24 protein-coding genes are annotated in these 24,204 nt (G+C 67.4%); 14 read left to right on the plus strand and 10 right to left on the minus strand.

Features of this window, described 5'->3' with window-relative positions:
• Positions 1 to 65 precede the first annotated feature (65 nt).
• The 5 genes from ABE454_RS14255 to ABE454_RS14275 all read left to right on the plus strand — a co-directional run bounded on the left by ABE454_RS14255 (position 66) and on the right by ABE454_RS14275 (position 4,869).
• Positions 66 to 1,430: a peptidylprolyl isomerase gene (locus ABE454_RS14255; RefSeq protein ID WP_346532680.1), complete on the plus strand. Its 1,365-nt coding sequence runs from the start codon at positions 66 to 68 to the stop codon at positions 1,428 to 1,430.
• Entirely contained in the window at positions 1,427 to 2,446 is a 1,020-nt protein-coding gene (gene pdxA / locus ABE454_RS14260) for a 4-hydroxythreonine-4-phosphate dehydrogenase PdxA (RefSeq protein WP_346532682.1), read from the plus strand. The genes ABE454_RS14255 and pdxA overlap by 4 nt, the downstream gene beginning before the upstream one ends.
• 61 nt (positions 2,447 to 2,507) lie before the next feature.
• Positions 2,508 to 2,921, plus strand: a complete 414-nt coding sequence (locus tag ABE454_RS14265) for an endonuclease domain-containing protein (RefSeq protein ID WP_346532684.1) — start codon at positions 2,508 to 2,510, stop codon at positions 2,919 to 2,921.
• A complete protein-coding gene (gene rsmA / locus ABE454_RS14270; RefSeq protein WP_346532686.1) occupies positions 2,918 to 3,724 on the plus strand; it encodes a 16S rRNA (adenine(1518)-N(6)/adenine(1519)-N(6))-dimethyltransferase RsmA in 807 nt (268 codons plus the stop codon). Before ABE454_RS14265 ends, rsmA begins: the two co-directional genes overlap by 4 nt.
• Entirely contained in the window at positions 3,721 to 4,869 is a 1,149-nt protein-coding gene (locus ABE454_RS14275) for a pyridoxal phosphate-dependent aminotransferase (RefSeq protein ID WP_346532688.1), read from the plus strand. Before rsmA ends, ABE454_RS14275 begins: the two co-directional genes overlap by 4 nt.
• 40 nt (positions 4,870 to 4,909) lie before the next feature.
• Here ABE454_RS14275 and ABE454_RS14280 read toward each other — a convergent pair whose 3' ends face one another.
• The 9 genes from ABE454_RS14280 to ABE454_RS14320 all read right to left on the minus strand — a co-directional run bounded on the left by ABE454_RS14280 (position 4,910) and on the right by ABE454_RS14320 (position 13,418).
• Positions 4,910 to 5,362 carry a nucleoside deaminase gene (locus tag ABE454_RS14280; RefSeq protein ID WP_346532690.1) on the minus strand — a complete coding sequence of 151 codons (453 nt, stop codon included), beginning with the start codon at positions 5,360 to 5,362 and terminating at the stop codon, positions 4,910 to 4,912.
• A gap of 5 nt (positions 5,363 to 5,367) precedes the next feature.
• Positions 5,368 to 6,009, minus strand: a complete 642-nt coding sequence (gmk, locus tag ABE454_RS14285; protein WP_346532691.1) for a guanylate kinase — start codon at positions 6,007 to 6,009, stop codon at positions 5,368 to 5,370.
• A complete protein-coding gene (locus ABE454_RS14290; RefSeq protein WP_346532692.1) occupies positions 5,999 to 6,886 on the minus strand; it encodes a YicC/YloC family endoribonuclease in 888 nt (295 codons plus the stop codon). The genes gmk and ABE454_RS14290 overlap by 11 nt, the downstream gene beginning before the upstream one ends.
• The gene (mltG, locus tag ABE454_RS14295; protein ID WP_346532694.1) at positions 6,883 to 8,088 is read right to left on the minus strand and encodes an endolytic transglycosylase MltG; all 1,206 of its coding nucleotides are present in this window, start codon (positions 8,086 to 8,088) and stop codon (positions 6,883 to 6,885) included. The genes ABE454_RS14290 and mltG overlap by 4 nt, the downstream gene beginning before the upstream one ends.
• Position 8,089: 1 nt before the next feature.
• Positions 8,090 to 9,370, minus strand: coding sequence for a beta-ketoacyl-ACP synthase II (gene fabF, locus ABE454_RS14300; RefSeq protein ID WP_346532695.1), 1,281 nt, complete (start codon positions 9,368 to 9,370; stop codon positions 8,090 to 8,092).
• 120 nt (positions 9,371 to 9,490) lie between these two features.
• Positions 9,491 to 9,730, minus strand: coding sequence for an acyl carrier protein (locus ABE454_RS14305; RefSeq protein WP_003165440.1), 240 nt, complete (start codon positions 9,728 to 9,730; stop codon positions 9,491 to 9,493).
• A gap of 185 nt (positions 9,731 to 9,915) precedes the next feature.
• Complete coding sequence (gene fabG, locus ABE454_RS14310) at positions 9,916 to 10,656, minus strand: 3-oxoacyl-[acyl-carrier-protein] reductase (protein WP_346532697.1); 741 nt, start codon at positions 10,654 to 10,656, stop codon at positions 9,916 to 9,918.
• Positions 10,657 to 10,818: 162 nt separating this feature from the next.
• Entirely contained in the window at positions 10,819 to 11,763 is a 945-nt protein-coding gene (gene fabD / locus ABE454_RS14315) for an ACP S-malonyltransferase (RefSeq protein WP_346532699.1), read from the minus strand.
• 227 nt (positions 11,764 to 11,990) lie between these two features.
• On the minus strand, positions 11,991 to 13,418 hold the full coding sequence (locus ABE454_RS14320) for a metallophosphoesterase family protein (RefSeq protein ID WP_346532701.1): 1,428 nt from the start codon (positions 13,416 to 13,418) through the stop codon (positions 11,991 to 11,993).
• A gap of 301 nt (positions 13,419 to 13,719) precedes the next feature.
• Here ABE454_RS14320 and rpsF point away from each other — a divergent pair, with 301 nt between their 5' ends.
• The 8 genes from rpsF (at position 13,720) to alr (ending at position 22,000) form a co-directional block, all read left to right on the plus strand.
• Positions 13,720 to 14,097, plus strand: a complete 378-nt coding sequence (gene rpsF, locus ABE454_RS14325) for a 30S ribosomal protein S6 (RefSeq protein WP_024353035.1) — start codon at positions 13,720 to 13,722, stop codon at positions 14,095 to 14,097.
• Positions 14,098 to 14,108: 11 nt separating this feature from the next.
• Positions 14,109 to 14,384: a 30S ribosomal protein S18 gene (rpsR, locus tag ABE454_RS14330; RefSeq protein ID WP_003167100.1), complete on the plus strand. Its 276-nt coding sequence runs from the start codon at positions 14,109 to 14,111 to the stop codon at positions 14,382 to 14,384.
• 1 nt (position 14,385) lies between these two features.
• The gene (gene rplI, locus ABE454_RS14335; RefSeq protein WP_312219657.1) at positions 14,386 to 14,970 is read left to right on the plus strand and encodes a 50S ribosomal protein L9; all 585 of its coding nucleotides are present in this window, start codon (positions 14,386 to 14,388) and stop codon (positions 14,968 to 14,970) included.
• A gap of 623 nt (positions 14,971 to 15,593) precedes the next feature.
• The gene (locus ABE454_RS14340; protein ID WP_346532703.1) at positions 15,594 to 18,047 is read left to right on the plus strand and encodes a TonB-dependent receptor plug domain-containing protein; all 2,454 of its coding nucleotides are present in this window, start codon (positions 15,594 to 15,596) and stop codon (positions 18,045 to 18,047) included.
• A 188-nt stretch (positions 18,048 to 18,235) separates the two neighbouring features.
• Positions 18,236 to 18,604 carry a hypothetical protein gene (locus tag ABE454_RS14345; RefSeq protein WP_346532705.1) on the plus strand — a complete coding sequence of 123 codons (369 nt, stop codon included), beginning with the start codon at positions 18,236 to 18,238 and terminating at the stop codon, positions 18,602 to 18,604.
• A 108-nt stretch (positions 18,605 to 18,712) separates the two neighbouring features.
• Positions 18,713 to 19,069 carry a hypothetical protein gene (locus ABE454_RS14350; protein WP_346532707.1) on the plus strand — a complete coding sequence of 119 codons (357 nt, stop codon included), beginning with the start codon at positions 18,713 to 18,715 and terminating at the stop codon, positions 19,067 to 19,069.
• A gap of 123 nt (positions 19,070 to 19,192) precedes the next feature.
• Positions 19,193 to 20,692 (plus strand): replicative DNA helicase, encoded by a 1,500-nt coding sequence (locus ABE454_RS14355; protein ID WP_346532708.1) that lies wholly within the window; start codon positions 19,193 to 19,195, stop codon positions 20,690 to 20,692.
• A 246-nt stretch (positions 20,693 to 20,938) separates the two neighbouring features.
• Complete coding sequence (gene alr, locus ABE454_RS14360; RefSeq protein ID WP_346532710.1) at positions 20,939 to 22,000, plus strand: alanine racemase; 1,062 nt, start codon at positions 20,939 to 20,941, stop codon at positions 21,998 to 22,000.
• 45 nt (positions 22,001 to 22,045) lie between these two features.
• Here the strand turns inward: alr and ABE454_RS14365 are convergent, their stop codons facing one another.
• Positions 22,046 to 22,663 carry a Yip1 family protein gene (locus tag ABE454_RS14365; RefSeq protein ID WP_346532713.1) on the minus strand — a complete coding sequence of 206 codons (618 nt, stop codon included), beginning with the start codon at positions 22,661 to 22,663 and terminating at the stop codon, positions 22,046 to 22,048.
• 160 nt (positions 22,664 to 22,823) lie between these two features.
• Between ABE454_RS14365 and radA the strand changes: the two genes are divergently transcribed.
• A complete protein-coding gene (gene radA / locus ABE454_RS14370; protein WP_346532714.1) occupies positions 22,824 to 24,197 on the plus strand; it encodes a DNA repair protein RadA in 1,374 nt (457 codons plus the stop codon).
• The last annotated feature ends 7 nt before the right edge of the window (positions 24,198 to 24,204 follow it).

Genomic DNA, 24,204 nt, shown 5'->3' on the forward strand with positions numbered 1-24,204 from the left:
GCATGAACAACGCCGAACGACCGGCTCGGGACCGCTTTAGGGAATCAGGACTGACGATGGGTTTGATGCGTTACTCTACAGGAGCCGCCCTGGCCGCCCTCATGGTCGTCGCGGCCGTGGAGCCCTCCATGGCGCAGACGGCCCCTGCGCCCGCCGCCCAGCAGCCTGCACCAAAAGGGTCAGCCGCCGGCGCCCTGAACCCCGCCGCCGAAGAAGCGCCCCAGCGCACCGGTCCGGCGCCGCAGTTCCGCATGTCCGACGGCATCATCGCCACCGTCAACGACCGCATCATCACCGGCTTCGACCTGCGTCAGCGGATGCTGGTCATCATGGCCATGTCGCAGCTTCAGCCGACCGAAGAGAACATCGCGGCCATCCAGCAGCAGGCGCTGAACGACCTGATCGAACAGCACCTTCAGGCCGCCGAGATCGCCAAGTTCGAACAGCTGAAGATTCCCGATCAGGAAGTCGACGCCGAAATCGCCGACATGGCGCGTCAGGCGGGCGCATCCGCCCCCAACTTCATCGCCTTCCTGGAACAGGGCGGCATCTCCATCGCCCCCTTCCGCGAGCAGATCCGCACCGAGATCGGCTGGCGCGAACTGGTCGGCGGCCGTTTCCGCGACCGCGCCCGCGTCACCAAGGGTCAGGTTGATCAGGCCATGCGCCAGATAACCGAATCGGCGACCAAGCCCCAGTATCTGATCGGCGAAATCTATCTTGAGGCCGCGCGCGTCGGCGGGATGCAGGAAGCCATGGGCGGCGCCCAGCAACTGGTCCAGCAGATGATCCAGGGCGCCCCCTTCATGGCCGTGGCGCGTCAGTTCTCGGCCGCTCCGTCAGCGGCTCGCGGCGGCGACGCCGGCTGGGTGGTTCAGGGCACGGTCCAGCCCGCCCTGCAGTCCGTCATGGACACGCTTGAGCCCGGCCAGCTGTCGAACCCCATTCCGGTCGAGGGCGGGGTCTACATCCTGTACATGCGCGACAAGCGTTCGGGCGCCTCGACCAGCATGGTCCAGATGAAGCAGGTCATGATCGAGCTGCCTGAAAACGCCGACGCCGCCCAGGTCACGGCCGCGACCCAACGCCTTGAGGCCCTGCGCGGCCAGCTGACCTGCGACAATATCCTGACCCGCGCCCGCTCAGAACAGGGGCTGATGGGCGCCGATCTGGGCGAAAGCGATGTCGCCGACCTGTTGCCGCAGTTCCAGCAGGTCGCCCGCTCGGCCGAGGTCGGCACGATCAGCACCGCCGTCCGCACGCCGCTGGGCGTTCACCTGCTGGCCGTCTGCGGCCGTCGTCTGGGCGGGCCAGAGGCCCCCTCGGCGCAGCAGGTCGAATCGCGCCTGCAGAACCAGAACTACGCCATGCTGGGCCGCCGCTACCTGCGCGACCTGCGGGCCGACGCCCTGATCGAAATCAAGGAATGACGATGCTCCGGCCGCTCATCGTCACGATGGGCGACCCCGCCGGGGTGGGGCCGGAAATCATCGCGCGCGCCTGGTCGGTGCTGGGCTCGGCGCCCGGCCCTCTGGCGCCGGTCGCCCCTTTCGTCGTGGTCGGCGACGCCGAGGTGCTGAAGGCGCAGGGCCAGCCGGTCGAGGTTGTGCTCAGCCCCTCGGACGCCCCGGCCGTCTTCAGCCGCGCCATCCCCGTCCTGCACAATCCGGCGCCCGCCCCCGTGACGGCGGGCCAGCCTGAGCCCGCCAACGCCGTCGCCGTGGCCGACTGGATCGAGCGCGGCGTCGATCTGGTGCTGTCCGGCGAAGGCTGCGGTCTGGTGACGGCGCCCATCGCCAAGGCGCCGATGTATGCGTCCGGCTTCCGCTTTCCCGGCCACACCGAGTTCATCGCCGAACTGACCGCCGACATTCCCTTCAGCGGCACGCGCGGCCCGGTGATGATGCTGACGGCGCAGAACCTGCGCGCCTGCCTCGTCACCATCCATGTGCCGATCGACCAACTGCCCGAACTGGTGACGGGCGAGCGCGTCATCCGCGTCGCCCGCGTCGTCCACGAATCGATGAAGCGCGATTTCGGCATCGCCGCCCCGCGTCTGGCCATGGCCGCGCTCAACCCCCACGCGGGCGAAGGCGGCGCCATCGGCCTGCAGGAGATCGAGGTCCTGCGTCCCGCCGCCGAGGCCCTGCGCGCCGAGGGATTGAACATCACCGATCCCCTCCCCGCCGACACCCTGTTCCACGAAGAGGCCCGCGCGCGTTACGACGCCGTCGTCTGCCTCTATCACGATCAGGCGCTGATCCCGGTGAAAACGCTGGACTTCTGGGGCGGGGTCAACGCCACCCTGGGCCTGCCCATCGTCCGCACCTCGCCCGACCACGGCACCGGCTTCGACATCGCCGGCAAGGGCGTCGCCCGCGCCGACAGCTTCATCGCCGCCGTCCGACTGGCTTCCGAGATGGCGTCCGCCCGCCCCAACCGATAGCCTTCTCCCCTCGGGGGAGAAGGTGGCAGGCGCAGCCTGACGGATGAGGGGGCGGCCAGCCATGTGGCAAACGCCGGACAGGACGAAGCACGCCCGGCGACAACGGCGAACCCTCACCCCCGCCGAGGAAATATTTTGGCGGATCGTCCGCGACCGCCGCTTCGACAATCTCAAGTTTCGGCGTCAGACGCCCGTCGCCGGCGCGATCTGCGACTTCGCCTGCACGGAAATTCGACTCGTCGTAGAACTGGACGGCGGCGTCCATAAGCTTCATGAGGCGCAGGATGTGGAACGTGACGCCAGACTGGAGCAGGCGGGATTCATGGTGCTGAGATCGGGCAATGAAGCCTTTTTGTCCGACCCTAACGGCCTGTTGGGCGCGATCCGCCTTCGGGCCGAGCAGATGCGGACGCAGCCCCCTCATCCGAGCGGCTCCGCCGCCCACCTTCTCCCCCGAGGGGAGAAGGAGAAATGATCTTGCCCTCCCTGCGTGAAACGCTCGACGCCCACGGCCTGTCGGCCAAGAAGAGCTTCGGCCAGCACTTCCTGCTGGACCTCAACGTCACGCGGAAGATCGTCCGCTACGCCGGGCCGTTCGAGGGCAGCGCCGTCATTGAGGTCGGTCCCGGCCCCGGCGGTCTGACCCGCGCCCTGCTGGAGAGTGACGCGGGCAAGGTGGTGCTGGTCGAGAAGGACCCGCGCTTCATCCCCCTGCTGTCAGAACTGGACGACGGCTCGGGCCGCCTGACCATCGTCGAGGCCGACGCTCTGAAGGTGAAGGAAGCCGACCTGGTCGAGGGACCGACGCACCTGGTCTCCAACCTGCCCTACAACGTCGGCACGCCGCTGCTGATCAAATGGCTGACGGGGCCGTGGACGCCGTGCGCCCTCACCCTGATGTTCCAGAAGGAGGTCGCCGAACGCGTGGTGGCCCAGCCGGGCGAGGACGCCTATGGCCGTCTGGCCGTCATCAGTCAGGCCGTGGCCGAGGCGCGCATCGTCATGCACCTGCCCGCCGCCGCCTTCACCCCGCCGCCCAAGGTGGCCTCGGCCGTGGTGCATCTGATACCCTTCGCCGAGCGCCCTGCTCCCGACCGTCTGAAGCGGCTGGAACGGGTCACGGCGGCCGCCTTCGGCCAGCGTCGAAAGATGCTGCGCTCCAGCCTGAAACAACTTGGCGGCGCCGCCCTGTGCGAAGCCGCTGGAATCGAACCCGACGCCCGCGCCGAGACCATCGACGTTGCGGGATTCCTCAGATTGGCCGACGCTTTGACATGACAGTAGAAATCGAACCCTTCCGCGCCATCGCCATCAGCCGCATCGCCCATGAGATGAAGGCTGAAGGCCAGTCGGTCATCCATATGGAGTTCGGCCAGCCCTCGACCGGCGCCCCCAGCCGCGCCATCGCCGAGGCGCACCGCGTGGTCGACGCCGAAGCCGGCGGCTATTGGGAAAGCCCCAATCTGCGCGCCCGCGTGGCCAAGCTGTATAAAGACCGCTACGGCGTCGTCATCGATCCCGAGCGCGTCATCATGACGGCGGGCGCCTCGCCCGCCCTGGTGGTGGCGCTGAACATGCGCTTCGCCCCCGGCGACCGGGTGGCCATCGCGCGCCCCGGCTACGTCGCCTATCGCAACACGATGAAGGCCCTGCACATCGTCCCTCAGGAGATCGACTGCGGCCCCGACGTGCGCTTCCAGCTGACGGCCAAGGCGCTGCGCGATCTGGACCCGGCGCCGCAGGGCGTCATCATCGCCAGCCCCGCCAACCCGACCGGCACCGTCATCGCCGAGGACGAACTGAAGGCCATCGTCGAGGTCTGCCGCGAGCGCAACATCAGCATCATCTCTGACGAGATCTATCACGGCATCACCTACGGCCACGACACGCCCTGCATGCTGCAGTTCGACGACAAGGCCATGATCGTGAACAGCTTCTCCAAATACTGGAGCATGGCGGGCTGGCGCCTGGGCTGGCTGATCCTGCCGGAAGAAGAGGTCCAGCAGGCGCGCGCGCGCATGGGCAACATGTTCCTGACGCCGCCGACGCTCAGCCAGTTCGCAGGGCTCGCCGCGATGGACTGCGAAGAAGAGCTGGAAGCCAACATCGACGTCTATCGCGCCAACCGCGAGCGGATGCTGGAAGCCCTGCCCGCCATGGGCCTGCGTTCGATCGCCCCGCCGGACGGCGCCTTCTACATCTATGCGGATATCGGCCATCTGACGAACGACAGCATGGCCTTCTGCGAGAAGCTGGTGCGTGAGACGGGCGTGGCCACGGCGCCGGGCGTCGACTTCGACCCGGTCAACGGCCACCGCTTCATCCGCTTCAGCTTCGCCGTCTCGACGCCCGAGATCGAAGATGCCCTGTCGCGCATCAAGCCCTTCTTCGCCGCGCGAGCCGAAGAAGCGGCGCAGGGCTGAGTTTCTGATCCGTCATCCCCGGTCTTACGCCGGGGATGAATCAGCCTGCGTAAAGCATCGCCGCCGTCCGCCCCGGCGCGTCCAGCTGCGTCAGCGGCAAGGGCGGCGGGTCCAGCGTCACGCCCAACGCCTGATAGGTCGCTGCGCTGGAGAAACCGTAGGGCTCGGCGTCCCCATTGCTGAAGGCGTAGTAGACGGCGCTGACCCGCGTCATCACCGCTGCCGCCAGACACATGGGGCATGGGTGGCCGCTGGCGTAGAGCACCGCGCCCGACAGATCGACGCCGCCCAGCGCGGGGCCCGCCTGACGCAGGGCCTCCATCTCGGCGTGAGAGCTGGGATCGTTCGTCGCCAGCATCCGGTTGACGCCGCTGGCGACCAGCGCCCCGTCCTTGACCAGAACCGCGCCGAACGGCCGACCGCCCGCCCTGACGTTCTCCAGCGCCAGGTCGACAGCCTGAGTCAGCCAGCGGCGGTGTTCGGCCTCGGTCATGAGCGTCAGACCACTTCCTTCAGCAGGGCCTGCTTATAGCCGTCGACCCACAGGTTGCGGTGACGGCGGCTGCGCTCGGCGTGATAGATGTGGGCCAGTTCGGCGTAGGACCGGTCGAAGTCCTCATTGACCAGCACATAGTCGAAGTCGTCGCAGTGCTCGATCTCGCCCTTGGCGTTGGCGACGCGGCGCTCGATCACGTCCTCGGCGTCCTGAGAACGCGTCACCAGACGGCGGCGCAGCTCCTCAAGGCTGGGCGGCAGGATGAAGACCCGCACGGCGTCGCCGGGGCATTTGGCGGCCACGTCGCGGGCGCCCTGCCAGTCGATATCGAACAGGACGTCGCGGCCTTCCGCCAGCGCCCGCTCGACCGGCGCCGCCGGGCTGCCGTAGCGGTTGCCGTGCACGTCCGCCCATTCCAGAAAGGCGTCGGCGTCGATCAGGCGCTGGAATTCCTCGGCGGAGACGAAGTTGTAGTCGCGCCCGTCCACCTCGCCCGGACGGATGTCGCGGGTGGTCATGGAGACGGACAGCTCCAGCCCCTTGTGGTCGGCCATCAGGCGGCGGCACAGCGAGGTCTTTCCGGCCCCCGACGGACTGGCCACGATCAGCAGGACGCCACGGCGGGGGGTGCGGTTATTCGACATTCTGAACTTGTTCTCGAAGCTGCTCGATGACGGCCTTCAACTCCAGGCCGATTCCGGTGAGCGCGGTCGTAGCGGATTTTGAACAGAGGGTGTTCGCCTCGCGCATGAATTCCTGCATCAGGAAGTCGAGTTTTCGACCGGCGGGGGGTTGCTGCAACAGTGCGCGGGCCGAGGCGACGTGGGCCGTCAGCCGGTCCAGTTCCTCGCGCACGTCGGCCTTGGTCGCCAGCGCGGCGGCCTCCAGGAAGACGCGCTCGTCCAGACCCGGCGCGTCGGGCGCCAGTTCGCTGATGCGGCGGGTGAAGCGTTCGCGGATGGCCTCGACCTGCGCCGACGCCTCAAGCTCCGCGCGCGCGACCAGGGCCTCGATGGTCCCGACGAAGTCGTGAATCACCGGCGTCAGTTGCTCGCCTTCGCGTTGGCGCGAGACCTTGAGCGCGTCCAGCGCCTGTTCGACCGTGGCGGCCATGGCGGCCTCAAGTGCGGCGCGAGCCTCGGCGTCCTCGTCCTCTTCGACGACCTCGATCACGCCGCGCAGGGCCAGCAGGCCGTCGGCCGAGGACGGGGTCGCCCCCTCCTCCGCCAACTGGTTGGCCAGCCGCAGATAGGTCGCCAGCACCGCCTCATTGACGCGCGGCGCGGGCTCGCTTCCCTCGGCGCGCTTGGCCTGCAGGCCCAGCGTCACCTGCCCCCGGTTCAGTCGCGCCTGAGCCGCCGCCTTGGCCAGCCGCTCCAGATTGTCGAAGCCGTGCGGGCCGCGATAGCGCGTCTCCAGCGAGCGCCCGTTGACCGAGCGCGCCTCGACCGTCCAGGTCCAGCCGTCCAGCGCCCCGTCGGCCCGGCCGAAGCCGGTCATGCCTGAAATCAACTTGTTCATCGTCCAGCCTCCGTCGGCACGCGAATGACCTTGGCGCCCGGCGGGATGACGAGGGGCGGCGCGGCCTCGTCCGTCATCGGCGCCGGCGAGGTTTCAGGCGCGGTTTCGCCCGCCGCCAGACCGGCCTTGCGGCGCTCGATCTCGCGCCAGCGCGCCACGTTCAGCAGGTGCTCCTGATAGGTGCGGGCGAAGACGTGGCCGCCCGTACCGTCGGCGACGAAGAAGACGTATTCCGAACGCGGCGGGTTCAGCACGGCCTTCAGCGCCTCCTCGCCCGGATTGGCGATGGGCGTCGGCGGCAAACCGTCGACCAGATAGGTGTTCCACGGCGTCGGATTGCGCAGCTCGGACAACAGGATGCCGCGCCCCAGCGGCCGCCCCTTGGTCACGCCGTAGACGATGGTCGGGTCGCTCTCCAGCCGCATCCCCAGCCGCAGGCGGTTGGTGAAGACGGCCGCCACCTCGGGCCGTTCGGAGGCGATGCCCGTCTCCTTCTCGACGATGGAGGCCAGGATGACCGCCTCTTCCGGCGTCGCGACCACCGTGGCGGGCGAACGGGCGGCCCACAGCGTTTCGAGCTTGGCCTTGGCGGCGCGCTGCATCCGGGCGACGACGGCGGCGCGGGTTTCGCCGCGCGTGACCTCATAGGTCTCGGGCCACAGGCTGCCCTCGGGCGGAACCTCGACCTCGCCGGTCAGGACCGGCTGTTTCATCAGGATGTCGACCGCCTGGGCGCTGGACCAGCCCTCGGGCAGGGTCACGTAGTGGCGCACCGCCTTGCCGTCGACCAGCAGCCCCACCACCGTCGCCAGGGAGGCGCCCGACGGCACCTCATATTCGCCCGCGCGGATCTTGCGGTCGGCGCCCGTCAGGCTGATCGCCGCGCGGAACAGGTCGGTAGAGCGGATCACCCCCGCCGACTTCAGATTGGCCGCAATGGCCGGAACGCCCGCCCCGGACGGCAGGGTGACGATGGTCGCCTCGCCTTCCGCCGCCTTCGGCCCCGGTCCCCAGTAGATGGCCCAGAACGCCACCAGCGCCGCGACCAGAAACAGGCCCAGCGTCCCAGCGGCGGTAATCAGGCCGACGCCCAATCCTGTCTTGGGGCCGGAACGCCCCGCCCCGCCCCCGCTTCCCTTTTTCGGAACGCGCGACTTGGGAATGCGAACCTTGGGGGTGCGGCGGGACGGAGCCTTGGCCAAGTCAGTCGACCTTCTTGAAGATCACGGCCGCATTGGTGCCGCCGAAGCCGAAGCTGTTGGACATCGCCACGCCGATCTTCTTGGCCTTGCCCTTGTGCGGGATCAGGTCGATCGGCGTCTCCATCTCCGGGTCGTCCAGATTGATGGTCGGCGGCGCCATCTGGTCGCGGATGGCCAGGACCGAGAAGATGCTCTCGATCGCCCCGGCGGCGCCCAGCAGGTGTCCCGTCATCGACTTGGTGGACGACACGGCCAGATCCTTGGCGTGATCACCGACCAGACGTTCAACGGCTTTCAGCTCGATCCAGTCGGCCATGGTCGAGGTGCCGTGAGTGTTGACGTAGTCGAGGTCCGACGGCTGCATCCCGGCGCGCTTCAGCGCCGCCTTCATGGCCCGCAGGCCGCCGTCGCCGTCTTCCGACGGGGCCGTGATGTGATAGGCGTCGCCGCTCATGCCGTAGCCGACGACCTCGGCGTAGATCTTGGCGCCGCGCGCCTTGGCGTGTTCGTACTCCTCCAGCACCATGATCCCCGCGCCCTCGCCCATGACGAAGCCCGCGTGGCCGCGGTCATAGGGGCGCGAGGCCTTCTCCGGCGTGTCGTTATAGGCGGTGCACAGCGCCTTGCAGGCCAGGAAGCCGGCGATGCCGATCGGCACGACCGAGCTTTCGGCCCCGCCCGCCACCATGACCTCGGCGTCGCCCAGGGCGATCATCCGGGCCGCATCGCCGATGGCGTGGGCGCCCGTGGCGCAGGCGGTGACGACCGAGTGATTCGGCCCCTTCAGGCCGTGGCGGATCGAGATCTGGCCCGACGCCAGGTTGATCAGGGCCGAGGGGATGAAGAAGGGGCTGACTCGGCGCGGGCCCTGTTCCTTCAACACGATGGCGGTGTCAGCGATGGGGCCCAGGCCGCCGATGCCCGAACCGACCATGACGCCGGTGGCTTCTTTGTCGTCTTCTGATTCCGGCTTCCAGTTCGCATCGGCCAGCGCCTCGTCCGCCGCCGCGATGGCGTACAGGATGAAGTCGTCGACGCGCTTGCGGTCCTTGGCCGACATGACCTGATCGGGATCGAAGACGCCAGGCTGGCCCGCCTCGCCGCCGCCGCGCCCGTCCACGCTGGGGACTTCGCCCGCGATGGTGCAGCCGTAGCCTTCGGTGTCGAAGGCGGTGATCGGACGGATGCCCGAGCGACCGTCCAGAATGCCTTTCCAGACATGCTCGACGCCCGTGCCCAGAGGCGTGACCAGGCCAAGGCCCGTGATGACGACGCGGCGCATGGTTCGCGCTCCTTCTTGGTCAGAATCGTAGCCAGAAACACTAATGGCCGCCGAACGGTCCCGCTAGGGTCCCGTCACGGCGGCCATCAGCTTGGTCAAGTGCGACGGATCGCAGCCGGATCAGGCGGCCAGCTTCTCGTCGATGAACTTCACCGCGTCGCCGACGGTCTGGATGTGCTCAGCGGCGTCATCCGGGATTTCGACGTCGAATTCTTCTTCGAAGGCCATGACCAGTTCGACGTTGTCGAGCGAGTCGGCGCCCAGGTCGTCGATGAAGGAAGCCTTCTCGGTGACCTTGTCCGGATCGGCGTCCAGGTGGTCGATCACGATCTTGCGGACGCGTTCGAGGGTGTCGGACATGAGTGTCTCTCTGCCTGTTTGAAATCGCCGTGAAGGCGGGTCTTGGGTTGTTTCGCCGTGTCACGGCTGCCTGCCGGGATCAAGCCTCAATGAGACTCACCCCCGAAAGACGTCCGTGCCCTTTAGCACAGGGTGCAGAAGTGGAAATAGTCTGTTGCGCGTCGTGATGACACTTCACGCATTGATCAAATCATCGCCATGCCGCCGTTGACGTGCAGCGTCTGGCCCGTGACATAGGCCGCTTCATCCGACGACAGATAGACGGCGGCCGAGGCGATTTCGTCGCCCGCGCCCAGACGTCCGGCCGGAATCTTCGACAGGATGGCCTCGCGCTGCTGGTCGTTCAGCACGTCGGTCATCGGCGAGGCGATGAAGCCCGGCGCGATGCAGTTGACCGTGATCCCGCGCGAACCGACTTCCTGCGCCAGCGACTTGGAGAAGCCGATCATCCCGGCCTTGGAGGCGGAATAGTTGGTCTGGCCGGGGTTGCCGGTGACGCCGACCACCGAGGTGACGCCGATAATGCGGCCCGAACGGCGCTTCATCATCCCCTTCACCGCCGCGCGGGTCAGACGGAAATAGCTCTCAAGATTGATCTGGATGACGGACTGGAAGTCCTCGTCCTTCATCCGCATCAGCAGGCCGTCCTTGGTGATGCCCGCATTGGCGACCAGAATGTCCAGCGGCGCGCCTGCGGCTTCTTCAGCGCGTGCGACCAGACCGTCGACCGATTCCGCGTCCGACAGATTGGCGGCGGCGAAATGCGCCCGCTCGCCCAGTTCCTTGGCCAGATCGGCCAGCACGGCTTCGCGCGTGCCGGACAGGACGACGGTGGCCCCTTGCGCATGCAGGGCGCGGGCGATGGCCCCGCCGATGCCGCCGGTGGCGCCGGTCACAAGGGCGGTCTTGCCGGTAAGGTTGAACATCTCTGTCTCTCCTCTTCCTTCTCCCCTTGCGGGAGAAGGTGGCCCGTCAGGGCCGGATGAGGGGTCGTGCCGACCCCTGCCGTGTCTTCAATCTTGAGAGGCCACAGCGACCCCTCATCCGTCTGGCTGCGCCAGCCACCTTCTCCCGCAAGGAGAGAAGGATCAAAGGCTTTTCGCGAACGCTTCCAGCTCTTGGGCCGTGTTCAGCGCCAGAGCCTCGGCGTCGGGGGCGATGCGCTTGGCCATGCCGGTCAGCACCTTGCCCGAGCCGACCTCTACGAAACGGGTCACGCCGCCTTCAGTCGCCATCCACTCCATGCTCTCGCGCCAGCGAACGCGGCCGGTCACCTGCTCGACCAGCAGGCGGCGGATGACCTCGGCGTCGGTTTCCGGCCGGGCGGTGACGTTGGCGACCACCGGCACGACGGGCGCGACGATCTTCGCATCGGCGAGCGCGGCGGCCATCTCATCAGCGGCGGGCTGCATCAGCGGGCAGTGGAAGGGCGCCGAGACGTTCAGCGGAATGGCGCGCGCGCCCAGTTCCTTGGCCTTTTCGATGGCCAGGTCCACGGCGGCCTTGTCGCCCGAGATGACGACGTTGCCCTTGTTGTTGTCGTTGGCGACCACGCAGACGCCCGCCGCCGAACCGGCCTTGGCGGCCTCTTCAGCCAGCGCCAGATCGGTCTTGGGCCCGATCAGCGAGGCCATCGCCCCCTTGCCCACCGGCACAGCGCGCTGCATGGCCTGACCGCGCAGCTTCAGCAGGCGGGCCGCATCTGACAGGCTGATCGCGCCCGCCGCCGCCAGGGCCGAGTATTCGCCCAGCGAGTGACCGGCGACGAAGGCGGCGCGCGCCACGTCGACGCCGAACTCGACCTTCAGCACCCGCGCCGTGGCGACCGACACGGCCATCAGGGCGGGCTGGGCGTTCTCGGTCAGGGTCAACTGATCTTCCGGCCCTTCGCGCATCAGCTCGAACAGCTTCTGGTTCAGGGCGTCGTCCACCTCGGCGAAGACGTCGCGCGCGCTGGCGAAGGCGTCAGACAGGGCGACGCCCATGCCGACCGACTGGCTGCCCTGACCGGGAAAGAGAAGCGCGAGGCTCATCCGGGATCGTCCGTCATCCGTTGAATCAAGCCGCGAGGGGTAGGCGAATCCCTCCCCTACGGCAAGCAGGACGCAGTCGCTTTACCCCCGCTCATCCCGGCGGACGCCGGGACCCAGTGCTTTGTCTTCAAGGCGCTGCGGCTGACAGGACAGGCCTCAGAGCGGCGCTCTCACTGGGTCCCGGCGTCCGCCGGGATGAGCGGATTTGTAAGGGCGAGGCCCTCCCCTCAATCCTTACCGCGCGCGGTGCAGGGGCGGTCATCCGGCCCCGCCGCGCCGTTGCAGCGGCGCTGGGCCATCAGAGTCTCTTCCATCTCGATCAGCCGCTTCGTCCCACCGGCCTGCCGCTCCAGCGTGAAGGCGTCATACAGCCCGCCCGTCGCCGTGAAGGCGCGGAACGACAGGCGATCCGCCTCGACGTCGATCAACTGATACAGTTCGGTGTTCTCGGCCGCGCGCACCGGCTGCGTGTCGGCCCGGTCGTTCAGCCCGTACATCTTCGACCCCGTGACCGAGACCACATAGACCGGCCCCTGCGGACGGCCCGCCGCGCTGTCAGCGCGCGACGCCTCGGCTCCGGCGGGGTTGGAGACGCGGCCGTAGCAATGGTCGTGCCCCTGCAGCACCAGATCGATGTTGCGGGCGTCGAAGATCGGCTTCCAGGCGGCCTTCAGCTCCTCGGTGTCCTCGGGCCGGGCGCAGGTGTAGATCGGCTGGTGGAACAGGGCGACGTTCCAGCGCGCCGGGCTTTCGGCCAGCACGCGGTCCAGCCAGCGCGTCTGGCTGTCCCCTGCGCCCAAATCAATCGCCGCCGTGCCGTCCAGAACGATGAAGCGCACGCCCTGATAATCGACATAATAGCTGGTCGCCTTCACCCCCTCGGCGCCGTTGTCCGGCAGGGCGAACTGCAGCGGCCAGTGCGGGCCCAGGACGCGCGATTCCTCGCCGTTCGGCAGCACATGATCGACGTACTCATGGTTGCCGCTGGCGGGCAGTTGCGGCGTCATGGCGAAGGCGCGGCCGCCCGCCTCGGTCCATTCGCCCCACTCGTCATCGTGAACCTTTTCCTCGCGCTGGGCCACCAGATCGCCCGCATGAACGACCAGAGCCGCCGGTCCCGCCTCCTTGAAGGCCGAGCGGATCACGCGCGAGCCGATCTCCAGAATGTCGTTCTGGGTGTCGCCCAGATAGATAAAGCGGAACGGCGCGAACTCAGCCTTGGCCGTGCGGAACGGCAGCCATTCGCTCCAGCCGTCGGCCGCGCGCACGCGATAGACATAGCGCGTGTCCGGCTTCAGCCCGTCAAAGCGCGCCTGATGATAAAGGGCGCGGCCGTTCTCGTTCTCGATCGGCGCCGTGGTCCCGGCCACGGTGCGGGCGGCGAAGCCCAGCAGCGGGCCGTCGATCTCCTCGGTGATTTGGGCCTCGGCGGCGGTCTGGCGCGTGTCGGTGCGCCAGGCGACGGCGGCGCCGCGCGCAGCGTCTGCGGCCGGGCTCAGCACAATGCGGTCGGCCCAGCCCTTGGCCGCCCAACGCCCGTTCGGCGCGTGCAGGGGCGCGGGCTTCGTCGCCTCAGCCAAAACCATAGAGGGCATAGCGGACAACAGGGCTGCGGCGGCCAAGGACGCGACTTGGCAGGCGACGGACAGCTTCATGGCGGATGTATCCCCGAACCGATATGATCCCTGTTATGGATTAACGGGCCAGTGCGACGGTTCGCCGGGGGTTTTGTGAAACTCCTGCGAGGAATGCGCCGCGCACGATGCGATGGCGCCCCTGCCCCGCGCCCCGCCTTGCCCTGCCGGGGTTTTTCCCGTATAGGCGCGCCCTTTCCAGGGCTTCGGTCCTGCTGCGGAACGTCAAAGGGTCGGGAAACTCCCGTCCGCCGCATCAGGAGCCATCGTGGACGAACTCCCCGGTTCGCCTGCGCCGATGTCCGCCAAGGGAGAATACCGCATGGCTCTTTATGAGCACACGGTCATGACGCGCCAGGATATCTCGGCGCAACAGGCCGAAGCGCTGAACGACACCATCAAGGCTCTGATCGAAGAAGGCGGCGGCTCCGTCGCCAAGATCGAGTACTGGGGTCTGCGCAACCTGACCTACCGGGTCAAGAAGAACCGCAAGGCTCACTATTCGCTGATGGCCGTTGATTGCCCGCCGGCCGCCATGGCCGAAGTCGAGCGCCAGCTGTCGATCAACGAAGACGTGCTGCGCTGGCTGACCATCCGCGTCGAGGAACTCGACCTGGAGCTGTCGCCCCTGCTGGCCCGCCGCGAACGCGAGCGTGACCGCAGCGCACCGCGCGGCGAAGACGCCGCGGCTTCGGAATAAGGAACCGGATCATGACCGATACGACTGCCCCCATCCCGGGCGCTCCGGCCGGCTCCGGCCCGGCCCGTCGCCCCTTCTATCGTCGCCGCAAGGTTTGCCCGTTCTCGGGCGCCAATGCGCCGAAGATCGACTACAAGGACGTGAAGCTGCTGCAGCGTTACGTTTCCGAACGCGGCAAGATCGTGCCTTCGCGCATCACCGCCGTTTCCGCCAAGAAGCAACGCGAACTGGCCAAGGCCATCAAGCGCGCCCGCTACCTGGCCCTGCTGCCGTACGTGGTGAAGTAAGATGAAGGTCGTTCTGCTGGAACGCGTCGAGAACCTCGGCGCCATCGGCGACGTCGTCACTGTCAAGGACGGTTTCGCCCGTAACTTCCTCCTGCCGCGCGACAAGGCGCGTCGGGCCACGGAAGCCAACCTGAAAGCCTTCGAAATCGAACGCGCCGCCATCGAGCAGCGTAACGAGAAGAACAAGGCCGAGTCGCAGAAGATCGCCGACAAGATCGACGGTCAGAGCTACGTCATGATCCGTCAGGCCGGCGAAACCGGCCAGCTGTACGGTTCGGTCGCCGGTCGCGACGTCGCTGAGGCCGTTCGCGCCGAAGGCGGCAAGGTCGAGCGCTCGCAGGTCGTGCTGAACACGGCGATCAAGACGCTGGGCGTCCACGAGGTGCTGGTCCGCCTGCACCCCGAGGTCTCGGCCACGGTCAAGATCAACATCGCCCGTTCGGCCGACGAAGCCGAGCGTCAGGCCAAGGGCGAGGACGTGATCCGCAGCCAGTTCGACGACGAACGTCAAGCTGCTGATCAGGCCGCTCAGGAGCTGCTGGAAGGCGGCGCCGGCCAACAGGAAGGCTTCGGCGACGAAGCCTGATCCTGTCGCTTCGGCGAGATGATCGAGGGGCGCTTCCGCAAGGGAGCGCCCCTTTTTCGTGCCTGATGCCTGCCGTGCGGAAAGGCGCAGGCGAGCCCCTCCCTACCCGCTCATCCCGGCGGACGCCGGGATCCAGTGCTTTGGCCGGACTGCTCCTGGTCAATGTCCAAGGTGCGGTTCACCGTTCCTATTCGCGCCGGGATGGGCGTAACAGGACAGAGCGCGACGCCTGATTTCAACCGGCTGTTCTCACGCGCTTTCGTCCGATTACGGGCATGAATATTCGGCGGCAATGCACATCCGTCCGTCATTCATCCGCGGTCAAATCGATAGTTTTTCTAAATTACTTAAGACATATTCTCGGTATTCCGCGCCCTTTTTGCACCGCAATATGGCCCTGCTTCGCCACAACTTCGCGAGCGGGAGTTCTCTATGCATTTCAGACTGTTCGTCTTTGAAAGCGCGCGACAGGGCCAGGCTTCGCCCTGTTTTCTCCGCATTGCATAAGGCGAAAACCGCCGCCCGAAGCTTGACGTAAAGCCTTATCGGCGCAGGGTTAGACCGTCGCTCTTTCAGTATGCGGCGCGTATCCAGCGTCCAACCAGAAAAAAGCAGTTCTCTCCATGCACATTGTGAACATTCGTCGCACCGGCCTGCTGGCCGCCGTTTCCGGCTCTGTCCTGATCTCCGCCATGGCGGGCGGCGTCGCCCACGCCCAGACCGCCCCGGACAATGCGACCTCCGTCGACGACATCATCGTGACCGGCACCCGCGTCGCCAACCGCAGCCGTCTGGAGACGGTCGCCCCCGTCGACGTCGTCACCGCCGAGGCGCTGGAACAGCGCGGCACCACCGAACTGGCGGCCCAGCTGGCGGCGACGGTTCCGGCCCTGAACTTCCCCCGCCCGTCGGCGACCGACGGGACGGACTCCATCCGCCCCGCCACCCTGCGCGGTCAGGGCCCGGACCAGACGCTGGTGCTGGTCAACGGCCTGCGTCGCCACCAGACCGCCCTGGTCAACCTGAACGGTTCGGTCGGGCGCGGCTCGTCGGCTGTCGACCTGAACGCCATCCCGTCTTCCGCCGTCGAGCGGATCGAGGTGCTGCGCGACGGCGCCGCCGCCCAATACGGTTCGGACGCCATCGCCGGGGTCATCAACCTGCGCCTGCGTGAAGCCCGCGAAGGCGGCGGCGCCAGCGTGACCTACGGCTCCTATGTCACCGACTTCACCGGCTTCTACGGCCGCGAGGGCGACATCCGCGACGGCGACACCGTCACCGTTTCGGCGTGGCAGGGCTTTGGTCTGGGGCAGGACGGCTTCCTGACCGCCTCGCTGGAGTATCGTAACCGCGACGCCACCAACCGCTCGGACCTGCATCCCACGCTGGGCCGCATCACCGGCGCCCAGGGCGACGCCGAGGTCGAGGACATCTCGGCCTATCTGAACGCGGGCCTGCCGCTGGGCAACGGCTGGGAGGCCTATGGCTGGGCCGGGTATCAGACGCGCGACGCTACCGCCGCCGCCTTCTATCGCACCCCGACCGACAACGCCCAGAACCCGGACTATGGCGCGGGCCGCAAATACCCGAACGGCTATCTGCCCTATATCCTGACCGACACCACCGACTGGACTGCTGCGGGCGGCCTGCGCGGTCAGGCGGGCGGCTGGGATCTGGACATCAATCTGGGCTACGGCTCGAACAAGATCGAGTTCGGCGCCGAGAACACGATGAACCCGACCTATGGGATCGACGGCCAGACCTCGTTCGACGCCGGGTCGCTGGAATACAGCCAGCTGGTGTTCGGCGCCGACGCCAGCCGCCAGTTCGATCTGGGCTGGGCCGGTCCGCTGAACGTCGCCTTCGGTCTGGAAGCGCGCCGCGAAACCTACAAGATCGGCGCAGGCGAAGAAGCCTCCTACGCACGCGGCCCCGTCCTGACGGCGGGGGGCACGACCCTGAACTGGGGTTCGCGCGGCTTCACCGGCTTCACCCCCAGCAATGTGGTCGACGAGGACCGCAGCAACGTCGGCGTCTATCTGGATCTGGAAGGCGAGGTCATCGAGAACCTGACCCTGTCCGGCGCCCTGCGTTACGAAAACTATTCGGACTTCGGCGACAACGTCTCGGGCAAGATCGCAGGCCGCTACGACTTCAACCCGCACTTCGCCATCCGCGGCGCGGTCTCGACCGGCTTCCGCGCGCCCAGCCTGCAACAGCAGTATTACACCCAGACCGCCGTCCTTTACATCAACAACGTCCCCTATGAGACCGGCACCTATCCGTCGATCAGCGACGTGGGCCTGGCGCTGGGCGGCACGGCGCTGGAGGCCGAAACCTCGGTCAACTATTCGCTGGGCTTCGTCGTTCGTAACGGCCCGTTTGAGCTGACTGCCGACGCCTATCGCATCGACATCGACGACCGGATCATCCTGTCCGAGACCCTGACCGGCGACGCGAACGCCGCCGCAGGCAGCAACGCCAAGACCATCTTCGACCTGTTGACGCCCTATGGCGCGACAGCCGCGCGCTTCTTTATCAACGGCGTCGACACCGAGACGACCGGCCTGGATGTCGTGGCCCGTTACCGCGCCGAAACCTCGATCGGGCACCGTCTGGACTTCACGCTGGCGGGCAACGTCAACGACTTCAAGGTCACCAAGACGCCGATGACCCAAACAGGCGTGTTGCCGACCCCGACGTCCCTGTTCGGGCGTCAGGCCGTCACGCGCTTTGAAGAGGGCACCCCGCCGTGGAAGGTCGTCTTCCAGACCGACTGGGAAGCGCAACGTCTGGGCGGCACCTTCCGCCTGACCGGCTATGGCGACGTTCTGGCCGCCGGCGCGACCGAGGCCACCGATCTGAAGCTGGGCGACGCCCTGGTGGCCGATCTGGAGGCGCGCTACCGCTTCAACGACCGGGTCACGGTCTCGATCGGCGCGGACAACATCCTGGACCAGTATCCGCGTCAGAGCCTGCGGGTGAACAACACGACCGGGGCCTTCCCCTTCTCCAACTTCTCGCCCTACGGCTTCAACGGCCGCTTTGTTTACGGGCGTCTGGCGGTGAAGTGGTAACATCTGAAGTCTGATCGACGGAACCGGCGTGGGGGGATGTCCTCCCCTTCTCCTCACGCGGGAGTTCTGTCGCGGGGCGGCGTGACGGCGGCGGCGGCGGCCGCTGCAGCCGTCACGTGCCGCGCCTTTGACGGTCATTGTTCCACGAACAAAAGCCTGTCAGCCTGCAGCCTCTGCAGGAGGCCGTCATGAACAAGACCCTGTGCGCCCTTGTCGCCGTCGCCAGCCTGTGGGCCTCCGGCGCCCACGCTATGACGGTGCGCGAATTCCTGACCATGGCGGACCGGATACCGCGCAATGCCTCCGCCCTGCTGCGCTCCGATACGCGGTCGCTGATGAATGAGCTGAAGACCGCCTTCCAGACCGTGCGGACGGAACAGGCCGCGGCCCAGGCGGCGGGCCGACGCCCGGCGACCTGCATTCCCGAAGGCAAGATCAGCAAGTCGCCGGACGCGGTTCTCGAGCGATTCAACGCCATTCCGGCGCAGCGCCGCAGTATTTCCGTGACCCATGCGGTGCGCGAATGGATGGCTGAAGAACACCCCTGTCCAGTCTGAAATCCCCGGCCGAACCGATGACCTGACCTTGCGAACCGGGCGCATCAAGCGCATTTAAACGTCATGTCGCGTTCTGTTCATGCTCTATTCGCAGCGCCTCTGCTTGCGTTGACGCTGCTTTCCGCCCCGCTGCCCGCCCAGGCGCAATCCGCCGATATGACGGTCCAGCAGTTCCTGACCATCGGCCAGAATATCCCGCGCAACCGCGCCGTCGCCATGATGCGCCCCGACACCCGGCGGCTGATCCGCGAAGTCACCGGCGCCGTCAGCACGGTCAAGGCCGAGCAGGCCTCGGCCATCTCGGCAGGCCGCAAGCCCGCGCACTGCATCCCCGCGTCCGGCACCGGCATCACGCCCGAAACCCTGGTCTCGCGGTTTGAAACCCTGCCCGAGACGCACCGCCGCGCCACCGTGACCCAGGCCGTGCGCGACTGGATGGTCGAGAAATACCCCTGCCGGGCCTGAGCCCTCTGCGCCCTTAATCCGACGACGGTTTTCGAGGCCGTCCACAGGCGCCGCCGGACTGTCCACGGCCGTCGGGGCGCCCGCATCTGACGCAGGGGCCGCCTATGCGTATGGTCGATGACAATGAACGCCCTCGCCATGCCCTATGATTCCGCCAACGACGCCGTGCAGGTGTCGTCCATGCCCCACAATCTGGAGGCGGAGCAGGCCCTGCTGGGCTCGCTGATGTTCGACAACGCCGTGTTCGAGCGCCTGTCGGACCGACTGCGCGGCAGCCATTTCTACGAACCCTTCCACCAGCGGCTTTTCGACGCGATCGAGGACCACATCCGTCAGGGTCTGCTGGCCGAGCCGACCATCCTGATGGAGCGCTTCAAGCAGGACCCGGCGTTTCAGGAGTTCGGCGGCCTGCGTTACCTCGCCGATCTGGTGGACCGGGCGCCGCCCGCCGCCAACGCTCCCGACTACGCCCGCGTCGTCTATGACCTGGCGCTGCGCCGCGACCTGATCCGCATCGGCGGCGATATCATCAAGGAGGCGCCCAACCCCGAGACGCCCGCCGACGAACAGATCGAACAGGCTGAACAGACCCTCTATTCGCTGGCCGAGACGGGCAAGCCGTCGTCGGGCTTCGTCAGCTTCTCCCACGCCCTGTCCGGCGCGGTCGAGATGGCGGGCGAGGCCTATCAGCGCGAGGGCAAGCTGGCCGGTCTGGCCACCCGTCTGGACGATCTGGACCAGAAGCTGGGCGGCCTGCACCCGTCGGACCTTCTGATCCTCGCGGGCCGTCCGTCGATGGGTAAGACGGCGCTGGCGACCAACATCGCCTTCAACGTCGCGCGCAACTATCGCTGGGAGCCGACCCCGGACGGCGGGCGTAAGACCGTCGACGGCGGCGTCGTCGCCTTCTACTCGCTGGAAATGAGCGCCGAACAGCTGGCCATGCGTATCCTGGCCGATGCGTCCGGCGTGTCCTCGGACAAGCTGCGCAAGGGCGAGATCGACGCCTCGGACTTCGGCAAGATCCGCGACGCCGCCATCGAGATCGGCGAAAGCCCCCTCTACATCGACGCCACCGGCGGCCTGTCCATCTCCAAGCTGGCGGCGCGCGCACGAAGGCTGAAGCGGATGGAGCACGGCCTTGATCTGATCGTGGTCGACTACCTGCAACTGGTGACGACCGGCGAGAACAGCCAGAAGAACCGGGTGCAGGAAGTGTCCGAAATCACCGGCGGTCTGAAGGCGCTGGCCAAGGAGCTGAACGTCCCCATCATCGCCCTGTCGCAGCTGTCGCGTCAGGTCGAGCAGCGCGACGACAAGCGGCCCCAACTGTCCGACCTGCGGGAATCCGGTTCGATCGAGCAGGACGCCGACTGCGTCATGTTCGTCTATCGCGAGAGCTACTACCTGGGCCGCGCCGAGCCGCGCGAAGGCACCGAAGAACACCTGAAGTGGCAGGAAGACATGGACCGCCTGCAGCATCAGGCCGAAGTGGTCATCGGCAAGCAGCGTCACGGCCCCATCGGCATCGTCAAGCTGGCGTTCGATTCCAACACCACCCGCTTCGGCAACCTGGCCCACGACGGCCGCTACGGCGGCGCCTATGCGGATATTCCGGAATAAGGCGCTCCTCGCTCTGCGCGCGCCCAGTCTGCGCCTCCCCTCACTTTCACTCGCCGCCCGGGCTTGACCCGAGGATCGGGCTGTCTGCCTGCATGACATTGCACAGGTTGAGCGCATCCTGCACTCGATCCTCGGGTCAAGCCCGAGGATGACGGAGTGGGCGAGGACGACGACAAGCGTGGCGTGTAGCCGCCCAAGACGCAAAAGCCGGTAGCGCCGTGCGAACAGCGGCCTATAACCGTCGCCATGACCTCCCCCGCCCTTGCTCCCGCCGTCCTCAACGTCGATCTGGACGCGCTCGCCCGCAACTATCGCACCCTCGGCGCCGTCAGCGGCGCGCCGGTCAATCCGGTCGTGAAGGCCGACGGCTATGGTCTGGGCGCCGCCGCCGTGGCCAGGCGCCTGATGGCCGAGGGCGCGCGCACCTTCTTCGTCGCTCGCGCGGCCGAGGGCGTGCGCCTGCGCGAGGCGATCGGGCCAGAGCCGGTCATCTATATTCTGGACGGCTGCCACGGCGCCCCTCAAGGCGATGGGGCCGCCATGCTCAAGGCTTCAGACCTGCGGCCCGTCATCAACCACCCGACCCAGCTTCAGACCTGGCAGGCGGCGGGCGGCGGCGCCTGCGGGCTTCAGATCGACACCGGCATGAACCGACTGGGCTTCCGCGTCGAGGACGCGCCGGAACCGTTCGCGGGCCTCGAACTGGTGATGACCCATCTGGCCTGCGCCGACGAACCGTCGAACCCGCTGAACCGCGCCCAGCGCGACGCCTATGCGGCGGCGGTCCAGCGCTATCCGGGCGTCACGCGCTCCTTCGCCAACTCGGGCGGCTGCTTCCTGGGGCCGGACTTCGCCTTCGACGTGGTGCGGCCGGGCATCTGCCTGTACGGCGGCGGACCGGAAGGGCGCCCGCACGAGAAGATCGCCCCGGTCGCCAGCCTGATCGCCCAGGCGGTGCAGGTGCGCGACGTGCCCGCAGGCGAAACCGTCGGCTATTCGCAAGGCTATAAGGCGGATCGGCCGATGCGGGTGGCGACCGTTGGCGCGGGCTACGCCGACGGCGTGCTGCGCAGCTACAGCCCCAAGGGACAGGTCTTCATCGCGGGCGAGCTGCGGCCGATCATCGGCCGGGTGTCGATGGATGTGCTGGCGGTCGATGTGACCGGCCTCGACATTCAGGCGGGCGATCCGGTCGAGATCTTCGGCGCCAACCGCCTGATCGACGACGCGGCGGCGGCGGCGGGGACCATCAGCTATGAACTGCTGACCTCGATCACGCCGCGCGTGCCGCGCGTCTATAAGGGCTGAACAGCAAAGGGCTGAGGCGTAAGGCCCCAGCCCTTCTCTTCAGACTCAGCTCAGGGCGAACGCCGCCGCGCCTGCGCCGACGATGACGAAGCTGGCGATCACAGCGCCGACGATGGCGAAGACGATGGCGTTCAGGATGATGGCCGCGACCACCACGACGATGGTGTAGCCCAGCGCCTTGTCAGCGGCGGTCTTCATCAGCGTCGGCAGGCCCAGGAACATCAGGTAGAAGCCGTACAGGCCGATCAGCCCCGCCAGCCAGCCCAGCGTCGGGATGATGTTCAACACGCCCGCCACCCACATCGGCGTCATGGAATAGACGGCGACCTGCATCGCCTTCACCGGGTTCTTGGTCCCGCCAAAGGTGGGCGCCAGCGCGTCGATGATCATGCCGAGGATGTAGACGCTCAGCAGGCTCAGCACATAGCTGAGCGCGCCGCCCAGCAGCGGCCCGACCAGACCCCGATGACCAAAGGCGATCTGTCCCACGATGGTCGCCACCGCCGGAATGGCCGCCAGAATGACCGCATAGCTGGTGAACAGCCCCTTGATGCTCGCAGCTTCGGCGTCGATCACCGGCCATTCGAACTTGGGCTTGGTCAGGATGAATTTGACCCGCGAAACGAGCGAGGGATCGACGGCGGGCGGGTTTTCGAGGGTCATGCGTTAGCCTTCTGGGCGGTTGATTGGATCGCGGCCTTATCATGGCAGAATGACGGCTGTGTGGAAGTCTGCGCAAGACCCCTGTTTTTATACGTCAGCTTCGGTCGTGGACGCCCAGACCCCGCCTGCCCTCGCCCCTCTGATCTGCTAGGTCTGGGTCATGGCGCGCGACTCTCTTCTCTTCGTCTGCAAATCCTGCGGAGCGGTTCATTCCAAATGGGCCGGGCAATGCTCGTCCTGCGGCGAGTGGAACGCTCTGGTCGAGGAATCCAAGGCCGCCCCGCCGGGCGCCATGAAGCCCGCCTCGACCGCGCGCGGGCGCGGGGTGCAGTTCGAGACGCTGCAATCCGACACGCCCGAACCGCCGCGCATCGTCACCGGCGTGACCGAGTTCGACCGCGTCTGCGGCAGCGGCGTGGTGCCCGGTTCGGCCATTCTGCTGGGCGGCGACCCCGGCGTCGGCAAGTCGACCCTGCTGCTGGAAGTCACGGCCAAGGCCGCGCGCAACGGGGCCAAGGTCGCCTATATCTCGGGCGAAGAGGCGATCGAGCAGATCCGCGCCCGCGCCAAACGCATGGGCGTGGCCGACGCCGATGTGTCGCTGGCCTCCGCTACCGCCCTGCGCGACATCCTGACGACGCTGAAGCGCGACCCGTTCGACATCGTCATCATCGACTCCATCCAGACTCTGTGGAGCGACGCGCACGAGACCGGCCCCGGCTCCATCACCCAGGTGCGCGCCTGCGCCGCCGAACTGGTGCGGCTGGCCAAGAACGGCGGACCGGCCATCGTCCTGGTCGGCCACGTCACCAAGGACGGCCAGATCGCCGGGCCGCGCGTGGTCGAACACATGGTCGACGCCGTCCTCAGCTTCGAGGGCGAGCGCGGCTATCCCTTCCGCATCCTGCGCGCGGGCAAGAACCGGTTCGGCGCCACCGACGAGATCGGCGTGTTCGAGATGGGCGACGCCGGCCTGCGCGAAGTGCCCAACCCCTCGGCCCTGTTCCTGGGCGAAGGCAAGGACCGGGCGCCGGGCGCCGCCGTCTTCGCCGGGATCGAGGGATCACGCCCTGTTCTGGTGGAAATACAGGCTCTTGTCGCGCCTTCTGCATACGGAACGCCAAGACGCGCCGTCGTCGGCTGGGATTCCGGCCGTCTGGCCATGCTGCTGGCGGTGCTGGAGGCGCGCTGCGGTCTGGGATTCGGGGACAAGGACGTCTATCTGAACGTCGCGGGCGGAATGCGGATCAATGAGCCCGCCGCCGATCTGGCCGCCGCCGCCGCCCTGATCTCCTCGGCGCTGGACATGCCCCTGCCGCAGGGCTGTGTCGTCTTCGGCGAGATCGGCCTGTCGGGCGAGGTCCGCGCCGTCGGCCGCGCCGAGGCCCGCCTGCGCGAGGCCCAGAAGCTGGGCTTCGAGCGCGCCCTCGCCCCGCCACAAGCCAATGGCAAGGTGAAGAAGGGCGACGTCGCCCTGACCGTCGTCAACCGCCTGGCCGACGCGGTCGAAAGAATCTCGCAGAACCGCTATTAGGGCGCGT

The organism is Brevundimonas diminuta (assembly GCF_039673845.1).
Lineage (GTDB): Bacteria > Pseudomonadota > Alphaproteobacteria > Caulobacterales > Caulobacteraceae > Brevundimonas > Brevundimonas diminuta_E.